Consider the following 20,705-nt stretch of genomic DNA (forward strand, 5'->3'; position numbering starts at 1 on the left):
GAATTAAAAAGGATACCCAATAGCAAAGTTTAAGGTCATGTTGTTATCTGCCTTGCCAAAGAAAGGTACATTCCATCTGTCTTTTTCAGCTTCGTAGGGAATTCTTAATGGCGATGCCAGATCTAATCTGATTACAAAACTTTGAATATCTAATCGTACACCAAAACCTACTCCTGCGGCAACTTCACTTAGCCAATCTTTTTCAAATTTACCATCTGTAAAAAGTGCTTCAGACGAAGTACTAATAGATTCGTCATTTAAAAGGTCAGAATAATCTCCCGTTAGCCAAACATTACCCGCATCAACAAAAAAGGCACCTTTTAAATAGGAGAATAACGGAAAACGATACTCCACATTAGCTTCTAATTTTAAGTTACCAGATTGGTCATAATAGTCTGTGGTATCATCTTCTGTATCCGGATAAAAACTACCAGGTCCTATGGATCTAATATCAAAGGCGCGTACGCTGTACGGACCGCCAGAATAAAATTGCTTTACGAAAGGTAAGGTGGTGCTATTGCCATAAGGTACACCCCAACCGGCGTATAATCTAGATACCAATGTGCGTTCATTTTTCCACCTTAAGTAAAGCCGTAAATCAGCATCTACTTTTGCATATTGCGCATATTCCGACCCAAAAATAGTTTTGGAACCACCACTGAATAAGCTTAAGGCATTTCCTGCCAAATCAAAATTTGTAGAAAAATATATGGGTTTTTCTTTACTTAAATTAGATACTTCATCATAGGTGAAACTATATAACAGACCTGCTATAAAGCGCTGTTCAAAACTTTGACTTAAATATTCATTATCATCTAAAATTTCTTGAAATTCATCGGTTACATTAGAAAGTCTAGAATAGTTGATACTGATTGGATCTAATGTATGATATACATATTGGTTTTCTTTCCAGGTGTACCCAAAGCTACTATTTACAGAACTTAGGGTAAATAAGTCGCTACGCTGTAAAAAATCAACTCCAACAGATATTTTAGTTTTGGGTACGGCGTATTTAAATCTTTTTGGAGAGAATGGTATTGATCTAGGTATAATCAAATCGGCACTTAAACCCCCTGCAATACTACTTAAATTAGAATTGCTGTTAGACAGCTGTAATTCATAAGAAAAATCTGCCGAGACACTGAACGTTTCACCACCGTTGAAAACATTTCTGTTGGTATGACTCAATAAAATGCCAGGACCAGTGTAACCGTTTGATCTAGAAACGGCTTGTATTTCTGCCCTAATGGATCGTTTTGTTAAAGGGGCTAAGTAGATATCTGCTGCTAAAGAACCGCCATTACCGTCCGTTGCAGTAGTGTCAAGTTCCGTGTATTGTATATTTACGTACTTATAACTACCTAAAGCAGATAATCTACTGCTTGTTAGTTTAGAATTATTGGCATTGTAAAGATCTCCTTCATTAAACAATAGATAAGATTCTAATAATTTTGGTTTAAAATAAAACCTGTCCTGTATGAAATCTATACTATCAATTTGGGTAACATTCTCTTTCGTTAAAGGTATACTGTCCGCTTCAATACTATAATTTGGATATACTGAAATGGAATCGATTTTATAGGGTATAGAGGCACGCATTGGCACCTCTTTTTTAAGTCTAAGGAATAAATCAAACTTTCTATTCTTGTACTGATTAGTATCTGCTTCAAAAATTAATAGGTCTTCTTGACTGTTGTAAAAGCCTTTTTGCTTTAACCCATTATTTAGGCGTGCTCTCTCGGCTTTTAATAAATCCAAATCAAAACGATCACCTTTTTTCAACGCTGTTTCCGGTAGCATTTTTTTTATTTCCTTATACATTGGTAAGGTGTCAGATTCCAATTTATACTTTTCAAGTACGTAGGGTGCCGGTAATTTGGCGGAATAATGAACAGATGCAAATTTATCCTCAATTTCTGTTTCAGATTCAGATTGACTATAGAAAAATCCGTTATTATCAAGTCTGTTCAATATCAATTCTTCTACACGGTCAGGATTTACATCTGAAAAGTACACAGGTTCTTCACCAAAAGATTTATTGAGAAATTTATATAAGAACCCTGGTTTTTCTCGCTGTGCTTTATAATGAAAAAATAAGGCAGGTTTCATACCCAAAAACTTAGTGTTTGGGCTAGGCTCAATGAGATTAAGTAATTCTGACTTCACTTCCTTTTCGTCTTCAAGTTCACTTTCAGAATTTAATTCAAGGGTAGCTCCAGTATACAATTGCTCGCCTTCTGGTATATATTTTTCTATACCGCAAGAATAGGCGAATATTAAAGCTGTGCAAAGTAAAGTACGATATGTAAATTTTCTATTTTTCAATGTCCTCTTCTTTCTTATCTTTTTTTGAACCTTCTTTGTTAGAGTCTTTTTTTCTTAACGGATTGAACAATTGACTGAATTTGTTGAACTCTCGATTAAAAATAAAGGCAACTCCGGTAATGATCAATTGCCCGTCTATAATATTTTGATACTCTTGTTTTCTAAAACCTTTAAGCCTATAAGTACCTTCTTCGCTAAGTAAATATTCTAATGTTACATTGCCAATTAATGGTGTTTCGGTCTCACTAGATGAGGCACTACCTTCTACATCTACGGCACTACCTGCTGTAACTATCAATCGGTCATTGAATAGTTTTTTACTGGCGCTAATGTTTAGCTGCGTTCTACTTTCTGCAGTACCACTTTCATAATCTTCAAAACTGTCCAAATCAAAACCAAGCTCAAAACCGGTATTACCCAATAGTTTACTGGAGATGGAGGTTAGCTCATTTGATAGTACTTTATTTACATTGTTCTTAGCAATAGATATAGCGCCGCCGATACTACCGTCACTACCTGAAGTTGGATAAAAACGGTTCAGAGCTAAAAGCGAGAATACCTGTTTGTTCAATTCAGATTCTTGTTCGTTCAGTTGTTGTACTCTACTATATACGGCACCACCATAATTACCTTGTTCGCTCTCGGGCATGTCTAAAGCAAATGATATTTCGGGTTGTGTTAGCTGTCCGTCAATATTTAGGTAAACCAAAAAATCTGCTGCCTGTTGGTACGTGCCAGAAACACTGCTGTCCGTGCCATAACTTATAGATGACATTAATGAAGAGGCAGAAGTTTCTATTTCATAAATAGCGGTAACATCCATTTTAGCGTCATATGGGTCACCGCTCCAAATAATACTACTTCCTTTCTGTAACTGAAATTCACGGCTAACTAGATTATATAAACTGGTTCTGTAGAACCCAGAAGTTAATTCTAGCCTGCCCGAAAGGCGAATATCTTGATTGGGGTCAATATTTAAGTTCAGTGTTGCACTACCAGATGCCTGTAGTTTGTCTTGTGTTTTTTCATCAAGGACAATAGTAAATTTAGCTTCGTCACCAATTTCTAATATGGTGTTGATATCCATACCTGCGAAAAAAGAATTAGACTTTTCGCCATCGGTTCGGGTAAGTATGGCATCGGGACTTTCTCTATTTATAAAAATAACTACACCGTCTCGCTCTTGAATATCTAGCTCGTTTTGAGGTACAATGTACGTTAGGTCGGTAACATCTCGTACGCGTAATTTACCATCTATAACAGGTAGCTCTAAATTTCCTTTTACTGTTAAATCAGCTTTAATACTGGCAATACCATAAACAAGTTCGTCGTCACCTTTTTTAGAATCTAGCACCCTGAATTGGTCAGTTTTAACCGAAAGGTCAAAATCAGGATTTGCAAAACTCTTGGTAGTAATAGTGCCATCTACAGTTAATGTACCTTGATTGATATCATTAATGGCAAAGGAGTTGAACGTTATTTCATCTTGATCAATATCTATATGTTCGTTATCTATAGCAAAAGTAGATTTGTACGCTGCTAACGTTAAACTAAAATCATTGAAATTTATTCTTCCAGAATATTTTGGTTCGGCAAGTGTGCCATTTACTAGAAGACTACCATCTAAATATCCCTTAGCATCAGATAATTGCTCATTTGACAGCCCTTGAATAACGCTGGCTTCTAAATTTTGAATATCGAGCTCCATATTTAGATCGGCAGTGTTCTCTTTCGCTGCATAGTCTCCGGTTAAGGTAAGATTTGCTCCACCATCTTTTAATGCTAAATCAAAGTCGTATTCAGATAATGATTTAGAAGACGCATCTAAGGTTAATGTACCTAGCGGATTTTCCATGACCTGAAAATCTTTAATATCAATATCTGCCACTAAACCAGAAGCGGCATACGGATTAATTATCACGAAATTCCCTTCGACTTTACCTTTTGCTAATGCTTCATCAGGATTGAAAAAGCTTAGGAATGTTTGTAATTGAAAATTCTGGAACAGAATACCAATATGGTCCGATTCCATTTTCGGAATCTTATTAGAAATTTCCATCTTTTGAGAATTTCTACTTAAGATTACGTTTTCAAAGTTTGAAAATGACTCGGCTATGACTATGTTGTTGTCCTCAGGAATATCCCATTGTTTTTTGTTTAATATGAGGTCTTTCGGACTAATGTGAAGCTTTAAAGTGTCTTTTTGAAATACCAAACCGGACGCTATATGCATTACTGGTACAGAGTCATTTTTAGAATTGAAGTCAAGTAACAGTTCTTTGTTTTTAAGGCTCCCTTCTAAATACGTTTGTTTTAGATGAATGGGCTCATAAATTAAATCTGCAAGACCTGCAGAGAATTTTAGGTTTACAGAATCTCCTTTTATAAAAGCATTTAGGCTGTCTACAGAACTACCTGCATATGAAATGTGTGGCACCTTGACCTCTGCCGAAATTTTCCGCTTTTTTGAGTTGAAGCTAGCGTCTATGTTTAAAGAATCTAAATCTTCTACTCCGTTGAAAAATACCTTAGATAAAACGGGAGTAGGTATTATGGCAAGTGCCAAATTCGCATCAATATCATCTTCAACTTCAATCGTAGTATCGTCTGTAGAGAAATACTGTTCTAACTGTTTTTTAAGAGCATCTGTAATACGATTTGGTGATGCGTTAGAAGTCAATTGCCCATTTAGAAAATTACTTTTAACAGATACATCGGTGATAGAATCTTCAATATGTGCTTTTAAGGAGATAGTAGCTACTTGATACTGCTCATTATCGGCAATGGTAATACCATCTTCAATAGTTGTGTTTACTGTAAAATTTGAGGGTGTACCGGTGTAATTTCCTTTAATGTTTGCTGCTATCTTAATATTGTTTTTTGTGAGACCTAGTTCTTGTAAATCTGCCCCAATAATATTTGAAGTAAAAACAATGTCGTTTTCTTGAGATGAAAGTGCCATAGTTGAATTGACTTTCATATTTAGATTTGGGTCATCGATATTGGCGGTAACTGTACCGTTTCCGTCCTTTAAATTTCCTGTAATTGTTATGTCCTTATAATCGTATCCATCATATTGAAATTGTGTAATAGTGCCATCAATATTACTGTCGAAATCACTAAGTTCAGAACCTGCACCTTTACCTTTAATTTTAAGTGATAATTTACCCAGTTGGTCGTTTTGTAATAGCTTTCCTAATTGCAGACTGTCAACAGAAATTTGACCATTAAATTTCATGATGTCATCAAAATTTACAAGCGCATTTATAGTAGCTGCTCCTTCTGGTATTTTGATGTTCATATCAGGATTCACCCATGTGGTCCCGCCAGATAAACTTCCTTTTGCGAGTATAGTTTCTGGTATGGAAATACCCAATTCTTTAGACGATATTATTTTATTGACTGCCAATTTGGTGCTTTTAAAGCTAATATTGTTCAAGTCATATGTAATTGAATCTATGGTAGTGAGATTGCTGATACTACCCTTAGCAGTCAGTTTGGTATCTTTACCCCATTGTAGTTCCGTATTAAAATCATTCACTTTTTTTAGACTACCGATAGCTTTTAGATTACCTGTAATAGGTTGCGATGACAAAGAATCTAAATATTGATTTTTAGCAAGTTCGGGGACCAACTTTAGTACATCTTCTAACTCTAGATTAAGGTTAGATATATCTACCGATAAAGTACTTTTTTTAGGATTTTTTATTGCCCCTTGTAAGGAGTTAAATTGAATAGCTAAGTTGGCATTGGCTGAGCTTTGGTTCATATCAAAAATAAGATCTGAAATTGAAGCTTCGGTATCTGAAAAACTTGTCTTAAAAGCCAATTGATTTAATCGAATACCACTTGGTTCTGAAAAAGAAAATTTAGAAACGTTTAGATTAAGCTTCTCAGGTTGGTAGTCTAAATTTTTAGCTTTCAATTGAAATTTCTGAATTTTAAAGGCGTTTGGGTCAAACGTATTTACAACCTGTATTGTACCGTTGGTAGCGTAGCTAAAATTATTTTTATCAATATCAATTGTGTTGGCGGATATGATAAATTCTGGCCATTCAAATTCAGTCTTACCGGTGGTAGTTACTTCAGTTTCTTCACTACTTATTTCTACCTCTATTTGTGAATCATAAAAAACAAGTTCATCTGTCTCGTATCTATTTTTTGACACATCTGCCAGTATTTCTGTAAGTTCTATGGTGCCTAGTTTTAATTGGGTCTGTAAAGCATCTGGCTGGCTGTCATAGGTAATATTTACATTTTTTACATTAAAATCTTCTACTTCAATGTATGGTAGCGCTGTGCTTGTGGTGTCTTCGGTTATGGGGAATGCATGAGATTGTATATATGTAAATTGCGTATCTGTCAACTCAAAATCATCCAGAGAGAATTTCATTGCTTCCAAATCAAATTCGGAGATATCTACATCTAATTTACTAAGAACAAGGTTAATATCCGTTCCAAGATAGGCATCGGCATAGGTCAGTTTCCAGTCAGATACATCTAAGCTGCCCACATCTATATTCATGGGTTCTGTAGCTGTTGCAGTGGTATCTGTTGGGGTCGTTAAGGCATCGATAAGAAAAGTGAAATTAAATTTATCTGGATTGTTTTCTCTACTAATGTGTGCCACAACACCTTTAGAAACGACGTCGTCTATAGAAATTTGGTTTTTAAATATGGCAGGATATATAGGTATGTCTGCTTGTAACGATTTTGAATAGAATAGTGTATCGCCTTTTATATCTTCTAAATAAACGTTCTCAATTTGAATGTCACCTGAGAAGGTAAGGTAGAGATTGCCAACGGCTACTTTAGTATTTGTTTTGTCAGATACGTAATTTGTGATTTTAGAAACAATTAAGTTTTGTGCCCAAGGAGTTCTAATGACCAGCACCAAAATAAAAAATAGCAATAGCACACCTACGATAACTTTACCGAAGCGTTTTAAATACTTTTTAATTTTCTGATTTCTCTTGACCATAGGGTGAACACTATAGGATTGAATGTTAACATTCAATTTTTAACATTGATGTTACCATCCTAGTTGCGCCATAAAACCTGTGGCAATTATAATTAGTAATACTATTATGATCATAAGGTTATAAAACCTTCTTTTCTTTTTCTTGGTTTCTTTAAGTGATGCCATAAACAAGCAAAGTTAAACCTACCGATATATAAATTTAGCTTATTTGATACGAAGATTATCGGTATACGATATAATCATTGATTATAGGCTATTGATATATGGGTTTTAGTAGTTTAAGAAAACAGTTCGTCTATACATTTCCCCTATTGGTCTACAGTACCATTCCACTAATCTAAAATAGGCAAATTAGAAAGTGCTTACCCAATACCTTTGTAGTGTAATAAATAATTAGCGAGTAAAATTATCAAAGCTGAGTGTTATGAAAGCAGTTAGAGATTCATATAAATGTTTAGGTTATTTCGAATCGATAAATGCAGATGAAATTTTTGAAATAAATAATTTCAATATTATAAACTCAGAATTGATATTAGAAGCTATGGCAAAATAATAGTTGTTCAGGTAGTTCCCCCAAATCACCAAAAAGCCAATAGAAATATTGGCTTTTTCTATTTTAAACCTTTTGTCTGTATTTTATGAAAACTATCTGCCTGTAGACGAAGTAATTCTTCTGCCTTTTTCTTTTTATATCCGTATAACTCCTCTTCGCCTTTTAAGTCTTCATATATTTTCTGATTTATCTCACCATCAGTAGAAGCTATAAGTTGACGTTGAGCCAATTTTTGCTCCACCCAAGTAGAGAGAACACTTTCTTCCTCTTCTAACTTAATATCATACTCTCCTTTGGGAGCTAATAATTTGGCTATTATAGGTGATGTCTCTATGGCTAAGAACAACAAGAATATGAAAAATGATGGCAACCATGGCAATTCATCTAAGGCGGTTATTCTTGCCATTAATCCATCAAAACCGTCTATTATGGGTTGCGAATTTTTAACCACTTCGGCATATTCAGTATCTAAAGCAGCAATTTGAGATTCTAGTGCTACTATTTTTTCTGTATTTGTTGTTTTCAGTGCCTGTAATTCAGTCAGTGCTGCATCATGTTTATTACGCTTTTCGGCATAAACAGGACCTTTTCCCAACAGTTTTGTGCCCGTAGTACCTTCTGCTTCATTGATGTAAATATCATACAGTGCATTGATCTCTGTTTCTTTGGCTGCGATTTCTGATTTTAAAGCGGTAATATCTTGGTTTAATTGCTCAACCTTTGGAGTGTACTGTAGTGCAAGTTGGTCTTTGTTGGCAAGTGTAAGTTCATTCTTTTGCTCCAATAACACCTGGTTAATCTCTTTCTCGAAAATTTTTATTTCCAATGGTTTGGAAATCACTATGGCAATAATAACCGCAAGGATAATACGTGGAGTAGCCTGTAAAAACTCTTGCCCAAAATTGTTTCTCTTTTTAATGGTTGCAACGATGAATCGATCTAAATTGAAAATGAGTAGACCCCAAATAAAGCCGAAGAATACTGCGGCGTACACATTATCAAATACTGTGAATAGTGCGTAGCTACTAGCAATAAATGCCATTACTGCTGTAAAGAACACGGTAGCGCCAATTCCGGCATATTTATTTTGCTCACCTTTAGAGCAAGTTTTTAAAAGTTCGGAGTCTGCTCCAGAGCAAAGAATGAAGAAGTTTTGTAACATGATGAAAATTCGTTTTTTGACCATCCATACGGCTGGCAAGTTGATGATGATGTATACTGGGTGAACGTAACTTTTTCACTTTTGGTACGCAAAAAGCCCTCGAAAAGAGGGCTTTAACATATGTTTGACGTTGCTGTTAGTTGATTGTTACAGGTTCTTTGGTAATTCTTACTTCTGCTTTGCCATTTTTATCTCTAGATTCTATATTTAACTCTTTGTTGTTTTTTAGTAAGTCAATTGCTTGGTCAGAAGAAATCTCTTTGTCCTCATATAAGAACTTTGCTCCTTTTTTTGCCATACCAATAGCATAATCTAATGGCGAAGGCGGAGTAGGAGGTGAGGGTGGTGGAATTAGGTCTGTTTTACTTTTCTTGTAAATTTTGACTTCCGGTTGTTTGTTAGTATAAGGAAGGGTTTGAATTTTAATATTTTCTTCGCTTTCAATAATTTGAAATCCATCCTTTGCGGTTATTCTTTTTCCTTCAAAAAAGAATTGAGCATTTTGTTTTTCAAGTGAGCGCAAGTATTCAATTCGTTCTAAGGACTTTTCTTTTTTATTAGTATCAGCATTATAAATATAAACACGCGTATTTTCTTGATTTGTAGAATCAATATTTTTTATCTTATTATTGATATAAGTGGAATTGTTAGTTGCAGGAATTCCATTAACAGTTTTTAGATTAAGATTGTTAATGTCATAGGGGTCTTGTTCTGATATTATTTTCATTAATTGTTTATCCGCAAAGGAAATAGTGTTTAACGATTTTGGTGAATTTGGCGAACCAACAAAATTTAGAGTTGATTCTACCGGTGTATTATGGATATTTGGAACTTTTGGTGCCATTGGGACTGGTGGTGGCTCTGGGAAATCAGGGAATGGGGCTGCATTCTCTTTTTGTTTAGCAGACATTAATCCGTAGATGTATGTTAGTTCATCAACATCAGATTTTAGGATGCGAATATTTCCTCCTTCTGATATCATGGTGTTGTATTTTTTTGCTAAACTATTATATTGTAATATTTGTTCTTCTGATGCTCCATCTTGATTTTCCTTAGGAAGACACTCAGGAAAAGGTTGATTTTCTCCTCTTTGAACAGTACTCATACTTCTATAAATAGATTCTAATATTTTTAAATCGCTCTGAGGAATGCTTCTTTTTTCAATGGGTATTGCATTGTATTTTTTAGCTAGGCTATTATATGCAATCAAAACTCTTTTTCTGAGGTTGGTATTGATGTCGCCCGAAGTCGTATATATAACAAACTTAGCAGTGTCATAGCTTTCTAATGGGGACATTGCTTTTATATTGTTCCTACTGATATAACCATTCAATTTAGAGGCGGGTATATTCTCTTTGTCATTTATAGCGATAATATCGTTTTTAGAATTTAGTTTGATCCATGACGTAGCATCTACTAAGTAAGGTATTTTGTTGACCTCTACTATACAATTGGTATTACCATCTTTTGCATTTTCTAACTTTGAAACAAATGCTTGCTCATTTTCAATTACAGCTATATTTTTAGAAACTGATGTATAATCTAAGTTGTTGTTTTGTGTAAAAAGTTTAGAGAATTCAGGTACGACTCCCTTATTTTTTTGAAGACCGAAAAAGAAAGAAGAGGCAATATCACCTTGAAGATTACCCCAATGTTCTTTTTGTATTAAGGAATTGTAACCTTCTTTTTGGACTGTTAGATCAAAGTGAATTACACCTTGTGGAGTTTTATTTAGCTCAAGCGAATAATAACCTTTGTTATCTGTTGTGGTAAGTACGTTTCCACTATTGTCTTTAATTTCTACATGTACTAAAGGTTCTAAAGTTTCAGAATCTATAACTAAACCGGCGAGTTTTATTATTCTGTTTGAGTTTGTGTTGAATGTATTATCACTTCGAAATTTATTTGAAGAATCAACTTCGTGGATAATATATTGGTCCACGAAAACACTGATACTTTTTGCATTTAACTTTCTTAATTCCTTTGTTATGGCATCTGTAAAATCTGAATGAATATTCTCTGTAGTATAAATTTGTGCTGATAATTTGTTGTTTTTAACCGCCAATGGAAATTCTTTCTTTACTTTCTCATTTAGTTGTGATAGTTGAACATGCTCGTCGTTGAACCAAATTTCATTCTCGTTCTTTACTTCTATCCAAGCTATTTCTAAAAGCGGTTCATGATAGATATCTGTTTTAAGATCATCGTAAACATTTGATTTACGTATTTCTTTAGCTTCATCTATAGTTTTGCCATGATACTCACTTGGTTTAAATCCGTTTTTGCCAAGATTATTTGTAGTTCTTTTACTAAAATGTTTGATGTTAGAAATTCCTATAGCTCCTAGTTTTGCCTCAATCTGGTCAATTAATTTATGTTGAGTTTCATCATAAAGAATATGAGCGGTTATGTAGTTTCTAGTAATATATGGACCAAAATTATGATTGACCCTATCAACTTCTATAGAAAGGCTTTCTAAAGTTACTGGTTCATTGTTGATTAGCAAATCTCCACTTTTTGTAATTTCAATGTTAATGTCTTTGATCGTGTTTTTAGATACCACGTTCTTTTGACTAAAGCCGTAAAGCATTAAAGCTAGTACCGGCAGCAACAATAGACTTCGAATTAAAATACCTTTTTTTGATGTTTGTTTTTTCATGATGATGAATCGTTTTTTGACCTGCCCGTATGGGTTGCCTATGGTAAAGGTTTTTCCAAATACGGTCAGGCGAGTTGATGAATAATTTATGGCATTTGCAATACCAACTGATTGATGGGTGTTAAAGCTGTTGTTTGATAAGTACGACAGCAATGTATTTTGATAGTTTAAATGATCTTCTTGATTATTGAGTACCGCACTATCTGCTAAAAATTCGTGGTTGAGTTTAATGGTTTTTTTAAATAGATAGATCAACGGATTAAACCAGAAAACTACTTGTAATAATTCCATAAAAATAACATCTAAACTATGCCATTCTTTAGCATGGGTTTCTTCATGTAACATTACTGAATTAGGTATACTCTTTGTTTCAAATTTCTGCTTGTTAAGAAATATAAAGCGTAGAAATGTATGCGGTGGTAATTGTTCTTTTAGCAAGATTTTTACCAAGAAGTTATTTTTAATTTGGGTGTTGCGCCTAATGCGGTTCCATATTTTAGTAATATTATAAAGAAAGCGAAATGCGAAGGCGGCAACCCCTAATCCGTAAATAGAATAAAATATCAAAGACCAATTTACAGGTGATTCTTCAACTACATTAGCTATAGGTATTATTTCTGGCTGTTCATTTATGGTTAATACTTGAGTAACTGCTCTGGTAGGTACTGTTTCCACATATTCAGTAAAGATTACTTGAGGGATTATAAAGGAGGCTAGGAGAGCTGTCAAAAGAAAAAATCTTTTAAAATGGTGCATGCTTTCTTTCTCTAATAAGAGTTTATAGAAGAGCAGAAAAATACCCATACATGCCGTAGATTTTAAAAGGAAAATTTCCATAATTATTTCTTTTCTATTTCAACATCTATCAGCTTTTTTAGTTCTTCCAATTCAGCCTTACTTAAATTGGTTTCTTGCGTAAAAAACGATGCAAACTGGCTAGCGCTATCATTAAAAAAGTTTTTAATGAGTCCGTTTACGTGCTTAGAGAAGTAATCTTTCTTCTTCACCAACGGAAAATATTCTCTACTTCTTCCAAAGCTTTTATAGTCAATAAACTTCTTATCGGTCATTCTTTTCAATAAGGTGGCAACAGTAGTGGTAGCGGGTTTTGGCTCTGGATAAGCCTCAAGTAAATCTTTCATGAAAGCCTTTTTCTGCTTCCAAAGTATATTCATTAATTCTTCTTCTGATTTGGATAGTTGCATTTTCTACAAGTTTAGAATGTCTTCTACAAACATAGAACAATAATTTTAATTCTACAAACGTAGAGTTGTTTTGCCTTAGGGATAGTAATGAAAAGCCAGTATTTGCTTTTTAGCAAAGCGTACTTGTAATGTATAGCCCGACCCCAATTCTTTGGGGAAAGGTCCAATTGACCCACTTAAAAGATGTAAATTCGTATTATTAAAATAATGAATAATGAGTGTATTAGCAGATTTAGAAGCACGTAGCGGTTCCACTTGTGAACTATGTACGGGAACCAATAATTTAGAAGTTTTTGAAGTTGAACCGGTTTCTATTAGTGGAGTAGATTCGAGTATTTTAGCATGTGAAATATGTCGCACCCAAATTGAAAATCCAGAACAAATGGACCCAAACCACTGGCGTTGTCTTAATGATAGCATGTGGTGCGAGTATGATTCTGTGAAGGTAGTTGCTTGGAGAATGTTGTCAAGGCTAAAATCTGAAGGTTGGCCTAAAGATTTGTTAGACATGATGTATTTAGAACCAGAGGTTTTAGATTGGGCAAAGGCTACAGGTGAAGGGTTAGCTGAAAGCGAGAAAATTATTCATAGAGATGTCAATGGTGTAATTCTTGAAAATGGCGATAGTGTTGTTCTGGTGAAGGATTTGAAAATTAAGGGATCTAGCCAAGTTGCCAAACAAGGGACTGCCGTACGTAGAATTTCTTTAGATCGTGAGAACGCAGAATATATTGAAGGTAAAGTTGGGCCAACAATGACGGTTATCATTACTAAATATGTGAAGAAAATTTAGTTGCTGGCTTACAGAGCCTTAAAGGATATATATTACATAAAAACAAAACGTCTTTGCTTGCAAAGACGTTTTGTTTTTTAATTTACTGTCAATTATCAATTGACTACTTTTTGGTCATTTCAGTAAAATACTGATAAAAATAAGGGATAGTCTCAATTCCTTTAAAGTAGTTCCATACACCAAAATGCTCATTTGGGGAATGAATGGCATCACTATCCAGACCAAAGCCCATAAGTATGGTTTTACTTTTTAATTCTTGTTCAAACAGTGCAACAATAGGAATACTACCACCACTACGTTGTGGAATAGGTTTTTTGCCGAATGTAGTTTCGTACGCTTTTGACGCAGCTTGATATGCATCTGTATTTATTGGTGTTACATACCCTTGTCCGCCATGATGAGGTTTTACTACCACTGTTACACCTTTAGGCGCAATAGCTTCAAAATGTGTTTTAAACAATTCTGTGATTTCTTTCCAATCTTGGTTAGGAACCAAACGCATGGATATTTTAGCGTATGCTTTACTGGCAATAACAGTTTTAGCTCCTTCGCCGGTATAGCCTCCCCAAATACCATTAACGTCTAGTGTAGGTCTAATAGAATTACGTTCATTTGTGCTATATCCTTTTTCACCATACACAGATTCAATATCTAAGGCCTTTTGGTATTTTTCAATGCTAAAAGGTGCTTTTGCCATTTCAGCTCGTTCTTCAGTAGAAAGTTCTTCAACCCTATCATAAAAACCAGATATGGTAATATGATTGTTTTCGTCATGTAGACTGGCAATCATTTTGGTTAGAATATTGATAGGATTTGCAACTGCACCACCATACAATCCAGAATGTAAATCACGATTAGGACCGGTAACTTCTACTTCAACATAACTAAGTCCGCGTAAACCTGTGGTAATGGACGGTACATCATTGGCAATCATGCCAGTATCAGATATTAAAATAACATCGTTCGCTAATTTTTCTTTATTCTCGGCTACGTAAATGCTCAAGTTATTGCTACCAACTTCCTCTTCACCTTCAATCATGAATTTTACATTACAAGGCAACTGATCGGTCTTTACCATCAATTCTAATGCTTTTACATGCATGTACATTTGCCCTTTGTCATCACAGGCACCACGTGCAAAAATGGCTCCTTCTGGGTGTAGGTCCGTTTTTTTAATTACTGGCTCATAAGGTGGGGAAGTCCATAATTCTAATGGTTCTGCCGGTTGTACATCATAATGCCCATATACTAATACCGTTGGTAGGTCTTTATTTATGATTTTTTCGCCATAAACTATAGGGTAACCGGCGGTTTCATGAATTTCAACAATATCACAACCTGCATCCTGTAATCTAGATTTTACCATTTCTGCAGCATTTAAAACATCTTGCGAGAAGGCAGGGTCTGCGCTAACAGACGGTATTTTAAGTAGTTCTATGATTTCATTTAAAAATCGGTCCTTGTTTTCCGCTATATAATTCTTTACGTTTTTCATGTACTTTTTTATGTGACTTTTGATAAAAGTACAAAAAGCGTAATTTTTAAATAGCTAAAATTTAGAGAATTGATTTTTTGCATTATATTTGCACCCCGATAATCACATATCGTGATTTAGGAAAGTATGCAGGCGTGGTGGAATTGGTAGACACGCTAGACTTAGGATCTAGTGCCTTGCGGTGTGAGAGTTCGAGTCTCTCCGCCTGTACAACGAAAGCCTCTTGAGAAATCAAGAGGCTTTTTTTATGGGGTAGATTTAATTACTTCTTAAAACAAGCTAATTGTAACTTGGCTTTTAAACAGATTTGTAAGTTTTTCTCTTTGCTTACTTCTAATACCATATATTAAGTAATAGCATAGAAAAGAAAACATATGGGTTTTGAAAAGGTAACGTTCACAAATTCTCAAGGTAAGCAATTGGCAGCAAGATTAGAAATGCCAACAAATCAAGAAGCACATAGTTATGCCATTTTTGCACATTGTTTTACATGTAATAAGAATTTTTCTGCGGTTCGTAATATATCAAGGGCTCTTGTAAGTAGAGGAATTGCCGTTCTAAGATTTGATTTTACTGGACTAGGGGAGAGTGAAGGGGAGTTTGAAGAAACCAACTTCTCCTCAAACGTTTCTGATTTAATTGAAGCTGCTAAATTTTTAGAACAGAATTATAAAGCTCCTTCGTTATTAGTAGGGCATTCTTTAGGTGGTGCTGCAGTTATTTTTGCTGCTTCTCAGTTAGACGCTGTCGTTGCGGTAACTACCATTGGTGCACCATCATCACCAGCTCATGTACAGCATTTATTCAAATCTAATGTAGATGAAATAAATACTATGGGTAAGGCAAAAGTGAATATTGGAGGTCGCGATTTTACGATTAAAAAAGATTTTATTGATGATATTCAATCACAACCCATGAAAGAGGTCTTGAAGAATATGAGAAAACCGTATTTGGTTATACATTCTCCTCAAGATACTATTGTTGGTATTGAAAATGCAAAAGAACTTTATCAATACGCACATCACCCTAAGAGCTTTATTTCAATTGATAAGGCTGATCACCTTTTAATGGACAATGAAGATTCCACTTATGTAGGTAATGTAATTGCCGGTTGGGCAGAGCGCTATTTGGATATTCCTAAAAGACAGTCTGTGAAAACTACGCATCAGGTAGCGGTAAGTATAGGTAATGAAGGTTTTACTTCTGAAATCGTGTCAGGAAATCATTTGTTAATAGCAGATGAACCTAAAGATTTTGGAGGAAACGATTTTGGTCCTTCGCCTTATGACTATGTTTCATCTGGCTTGGGGGCTTGTACTGCTATGACTTTAAGAATGTATGCTTCACGAAAAAAATGGGATTTACAAAAAGTAATTGTACATGTTGATCACGGTAAGGAACATGCCCCTGATTCTGAAAATACTTCAGCAGTTAAAAAAATTGACACTTTTAAAAGAAAGATAGAATTATATGGCGATTTAAATAGTGAACAAAGAAAAAGGTTATTGGAGATTGCGGATAAGTGTCCCGTGCATAAAACTCTTTCTACTGAATCATCTATAATTACAGAATTAATTTAAACTATAAATAGTATAAAAATGGTAAAAGCAATTTGGAACAATGAAGTGATAGCTGAAAGTAATGAAACCATCGTAATAGAGGGTAATCATTATTTTCCTCCTAAAGATATTAAGCAAGAGTTTTTTAAAAGCACCGATACCCATACTAGTTGTCCGTGGAAAGGTGTTGCATCTTATTATAATGTTGAAGTTAATGGAGAGGTGAACAAGGATGCTGCTTGGTTTTATCCTGAGGTTTCAGAATTAGCTAAAGGCATTAAAGGGTATGTGGCATTTTGGAAAGGTGTAGAAGTAAGATAGTATTAGCATAAAAAAGGTCAACTTTTAGCTGACCTTTTTTTAAGTTTAAATAGTTATTGTCACTATGCAGTAGCATTTTGTGGTGCCCAATGGCTGCAAGACATACCTGGAGCTGCTTTTTGAGGATTAGCACAATCGCTAGATTCAAATCTAATACAGGTTACACAATTAGTGTCATCTTTTAACGCAGCTTTCATTTCAAAACTATCACAAGTATAGCTATTCCCAACTTTTACGCCATGAACTTTACAAGTGTTTCCTTCTACTAAGTTGTCGCAGTTAACGCAACTATTTCCTAATCTTATCGACATATTTTTTGTTTTACGTTCCTTATAAACTTACGTTCTTAAACTTTTAAAAACAATTTAAATTGCTGTATTTCAATAGTATGTATTTAGATTATTTAAAAATAAGAATGGGTTCTTACGGCTGACTTGTTTTGTTAAACTTCTAGTTTTTACGCCATCACTTATTAAAGCAGAGGTAAAAGTGTTCTATGTAAACGTTATGCCTATTTTTTAAATAGCTTATATTTAAAAACGTTAAATTTTGATGTTGCCTTAAATGATATTAAGATATTTTTTTAGAATAATTTTTCTCTCAACGCTTGGTTTATCTGGACAAGAGCTACCGCCAATTCAAAATTTTACGCCAATTGAGTACAATGCAGGCAATCAAAATTGGTCAATGGATCAATCCGCTGATCAGACTATTTATGTTGCAAATAATGATGGTTTACTAGAGTATAACGGTAATACTTGGTCATTGTACCAAATGCCTTATGGTACGCCCGTAAAATCTGTTATGGCTTTTAATAAAAAAGTTTACACAGGTAGTTATATGGAGTTTGGCTATTGGGTTCGTAATGAATACGGTGTGTTAACTTACACATCTATTTCAGATCAGTTAACAGTGCCGTTGGTAGAGGATGAAGATTTTTGGAACATAGCACAGTTTAAAGATTGGGTGTTGTTTCAATCTTTGGATAGAATTTATATTTATAACATACATACTTCTTCATTTCAAATTTTAGAGGTTAAGAGCAATAACCCTAAGATTTTTGAAATTGATGGTAAATTATATTTTCAGAGTATAGGAAAAGGTTTTTTTACTCTAGAAAATGGAGAGCCTGTTATGGTTTCAGATGCTGCTATATTTAAAGAATTAAATATTGTTGGGGCATTTGGTGTTAATAATAAAGTACTGGTAATAACGGAAAAAGGTTCTTTTTTTTATGAAGAGAATAAAGGTCTAACAGAATGGAATATAACTGCAGAAAATGATTTATCCTTAACTAAAATTTATAGCGCTTTAGAGTTACACGATGGTTCTTTTGTGTTAGGTACTATCTCTAATGGAATATACCATCTAAATGCTAATGGCGAACTGTTAAAACATATTAATCAAGAAAAGGGGCTTAATAACAATACCATTCTGTCATTGTTTCAAGATAGAGATGATAACCTATGGTTGGGTTTAGATAATGGTGTTAGTGTTATCAATTTAAACTCGCCATTCAAGGAGTACATAGATTATGCTGGTACTATTGGCGTTGTTTATACTGCTAAGAAAATAGTTGAAATACTATACCTGGGAACCAATCAAGGACTATTTTATAGGAATATAAATAAGGAAGATGAATTTAAATTGATAGATGGTACGGAAGGACAGGTTTGGGCATTAAAAGAAATTGGAGGTACATTGTTCTGTGGTCACCACACTGGTACTTATGTAGTGAGTAATGGTATTGTAAACAAAATTTCAAATGTGCCCGGAACTTGGGATATTCAATCAATATCAGGTAAATCTAATTTACTAATTCAAGGTAATTATAAGGGTTTAAGTATTCTTGAGAAGATTGATGGAAATTGGAAATACCGTAATAATATTGCTGGTTTTGATAGTTCTACCAGATTTTTTGAATTAGTGAACGATTATCACATATTGGTAAATCATGATTATAAAGGAGTTTATGACCTGAAATTAAATACGGACTTTACAAAGGTTGAAAAGATTATTAGGAAAGAGTCTAAGGGTATTGGTTCTAGTTTATTTAGATATAATAATGAGATATGCTATAGCACTATTAATGGTGTTTTTAAGTATAATAGGAATAAAGAAGAGTTTTTGATAGACTCTGTTTTAACAAATAGCTTTTTTGATGATAATGAACATATTATAGGAATTATAAGATCAACAAATGATTATGAAAGACTATGGGGGTTTACAAAGAGTAATATTGTAACCGTTTCAAAAGGTCATTTGAGTAAGGACCCACAAAAGATTAAAATTCCTATTCCAACTTCATTTAGAAGAAGTATGGGGGTATTGGGTTTTGAATCGGTAGTACACTTAGAGAACGAATTGTATTTAATAGGCATTTCTAATGGCTATATAAATTTAGATTTAAAACAGTTTAAAAAAAGAGATTATCAGATTAACATTAGTTCTGTAGTTAAAAAAACATTAAACAATCTTGAACCTCGCTTATTACTTCATGATAATCCAGATATCATATATGAAGAAAATAATGTGAGGTTTAATTTTAATGTTACAGAATACGATAAATATACTGAAGTCTATTATCAATACTTGTTAGAGGGCTTAGATGAGGAATGGAGCAGTTGGGAACTTACTTCTAATGTTTCTTTTGATAAACTTCCTTATGGTTCTTATGAGTTTAAAGTAAGGGCGAAAGTAGGTAATGATATATCGAAGAATACTGCAATTTATGACTTTACAATTTTACGACCTTGGTACGCATCTTACTGGGCAATTTTATTTTATATCATTATTGCCATATTAACATCTTTGTTAATTCATAAAATTTATAAAAACTATTATAAAAAGCAGCAGCGTCAATTAATTAAAGCCAATAATAAAAGATTAAAGCGTAAAAAGTTAAAGAATCAAAAAAAGATAGTTCAAATTAAAAATCAACAATTACAAGAGCTTGTAGATAGTAAAAATAGAGAGTTGGCAATTTCTACAATGAGTATCATAAAAAAGAATGAATTTTTAAGTTCTATAAAGGATAAACTAAAAGAGAGCGCAGATAATCCACAAGTGAAATCGGTAATTAAAGTTATTGATAGAAATATTAATAATGAAGATGACTGGAAGTTTTTTGAGAGTGCATTTAACAATGCTGATAAAGATTTCTTGAAAAAAGTTAAAGGTAAACACCCAGAACTTTCTGCGAACGATTTACGATTATGTGCATACCTAAGACTAAACCTATCTTCTAAAGAAATTGCGCCACTTTTAAATATTTCTGTACGTAGTGTAGAAGTGAAAAGATATCGTCTTCGAAAAAAGATGGGCCTCTCTCGAGAATCTGGTTTAAGTGATTATATATTGGGTCTATGATTTCCTCTACAAAACTATAATATACCACAACATTACCACAACATTCAATATTTTCATTAAGCTTTTGATTAGTTTATTTATATATGTGATTTAAGCAATTATCCTTTATAATATTACGATTATCTATATTTTATGCAATAATATTTGCGTTGTATGTTTTTTGTAGTGGTTAAAATTTAGAATATGGTAATTATCTATTTTAAATTGCATGAGTATTAGTTTTAATAGTGGACACAACAAAAGTTTTTGTAGACACTTTAGGTAATATTTAAATCGAATAATT

Annotated in this window: 12 protein-coding genes and 1 tRNA gene; 6 read left to right on the plus strand and 7 right to left on the minus strand. The window is 33.8% G+C overall.

The genetic code is table 11. The features are described 5' to 3' along the window. Positions 1 to 3: 3 nt before the first annotated feature. Entirely contained in the window at positions 4 to 2,325 is a 2,322-nt protein-coding gene (gene tamL, locus PXD56_RS03135) for a translocation and assembly module lipoprotein TamL (protein ID WP_276491904.1), read from the minus strand. Next, positions 2,315 to 7,306: a translocation/assembly module TamB domain-containing protein gene (locus PXD56_RS03140; RefSeq protein WP_276491905.1), complete on the minus strand. Its 4,992-nt coding sequence runs from the start codon at positions 7,304 to 7,306 to the stop codon at positions 2,315 to 2,317. Before PXD56_RS03140 ends, tamL begins: the two co-directional genes overlap by 11 nt. 424 nt (positions 7,307 to 7,730) lie before the next feature. Between PXD56_RS03140 and PXD56_RS03145 the strand changes: the two genes are divergently transcribed. Next, positions 7,731 to 7,859 (plus strand): hypothetical protein, encoded by a 129-nt coding sequence (locus PXD56_RS03145; RefSeq protein WP_276491906.1) that lies wholly within the window; start codon positions 7,731 to 7,733, stop codon positions 7,857 to 7,859. 58 nt (positions 7,860 to 7,917) lie between these two features. Here the strand turns inward: PXD56_RS03145 and PXD56_RS03150 are convergent, their stop codons facing one another. From PXD56_RS03150 to PXD56_RS03160, 3 genes are all read right to left on the minus strand, one after another. Beyond that, a complete protein-coding gene (locus PXD56_RS03150; RefSeq protein ID WP_276491907.1) occupies positions 7,918 to 9,021 on the minus strand; it encodes a DUF4407 domain-containing protein in 1,104 nt (367 codons plus the stop codon). A 136-nt stretch (positions 9,022 to 9,157) separates the two neighbouring features. Next, positions 9,158 to 12,517, minus strand: coding sequence for a M56 family metallopeptidase (locus tag PXD56_RS03155; RefSeq protein ID WP_276491908.1), 3,360 nt, complete (start codon positions 12,515 to 12,517; stop codon positions 9,158 to 9,160). Between the two features lie 2 nt (positions 12,518 to 12,519). After that, positions 12,520 to 12,885, minus strand: coding sequence for a BlaI/MecI/CopY family transcriptional regulator (locus PXD56_RS03160; RefSeq protein WP_276491909.1), 366 nt, complete (start codon positions 12,883 to 12,885; stop codon positions 12,520 to 12,522). Between the two features lie 214 nt (positions 12,886 to 13,099). On the opposite strand from PXD56_RS03160, the gene PXD56_RS03165 reads away from it, so the two are divergent. Continuing rightward, positions 13,100 to 13,678 (plus strand): PhnA domain-containing protein, encoded by a 579-nt coding sequence (locus PXD56_RS03165; RefSeq protein WP_276491910.1) that lies wholly within the window; start codon positions 13,100 to 13,102, stop codon positions 13,676 to 13,678. Positions 13,679 to 13,781: 103 nt separating this feature from the next. On the opposite strand, the gene PXD56_RS03170 is transcribed toward PXD56_RS03165, so the two are convergent. Then, positions 13,782 to 15,173: a dipeptidase gene (locus PXD56_RS03170; RefSeq protein ID WP_276491911.1), complete on the minus strand. Its 1,392-nt coding sequence runs from the start codon at positions 15,171 to 15,173 to the stop codon at positions 13,782 to 13,784. Between the two features lie 128 nt (positions 15,174 to 15,301). On the opposite strand from PXD56_RS03170, the gene PXD56_RS03175 reads away from it, so the two are divergent. The 3 genes from PXD56_RS03175 to PXD56_RS03185 all read left to right on the plus strand — a co-directional run bounded on the left by PXD56_RS03175 (position 15,302) and on the right by PXD56_RS03185 (position 17,053). Then, a tRNA-Leu gene (locus PXD56_RS03175) sits at positions 15,302 to 15,383 on the plus strand. 164 nt (positions 15,384 to 15,547) lie between these two features. Further along, positions 15,548 to 16,753, plus strand: coding sequence for a bifunctional alpha/beta hydrolase/OsmC family protein (locus PXD56_RS03180; protein ID WP_276491912.1), 1,206 nt, complete (start codon positions 15,548 to 15,550; stop codon positions 16,751 to 16,753). A gap of 18 nt (positions 16,754 to 16,771) precedes the next feature. Further along, positions 16,772 to 17,053: a DUF427 domain-containing protein gene (locus PXD56_RS03185; protein ID WP_276491913.1), complete on the plus strand. Its 282-nt coding sequence runs from the start codon at positions 16,772 to 16,774 to the stop codon at positions 17,051 to 17,053. Between the two features lie 62 nt (positions 17,054 to 17,115). Here the strand turns inward: PXD56_RS03185 and PXD56_RS03190 are convergent, their stop codons facing one another. Then, positions 17,116 to 17,364: a hypothetical protein gene (locus PXD56_RS03190; protein WP_027065025.1), complete on the minus strand. Its 249-nt coding sequence runs from the start codon at positions 17,362 to 17,364 to the stop codon at positions 17,116 to 17,118. 376 nt (positions 17,365 to 17,740) lie between these two features. Here PXD56_RS03190 and PXD56_RS03195 point away from each other — a divergent pair, with 376 nt between their 5' ends. Then, positions 17,741 to 20,422, plus strand: coding sequence for a helix-turn-helix and ligand-binding sensor domain-containing protein (locus PXD56_RS03195; protein WP_276491914.1), 2,682 nt, complete (start codon positions 17,741 to 17,743; stop codon positions 20,420 to 20,422). The last annotated feature ends 283 nt before the right edge of the window (positions 20,423 to 20,705 follow it).

This window comes from Maribacter zhoushanensis (genome assembly GCF_029350975.1).
In the GTDB taxonomy this organism is placed as follows: Bacteria; Bacteroidota; Bacteroidia; order Flavobacteriales; family Flavobacteriaceae; genus Maribacter; species Maribacter zhoushanensis.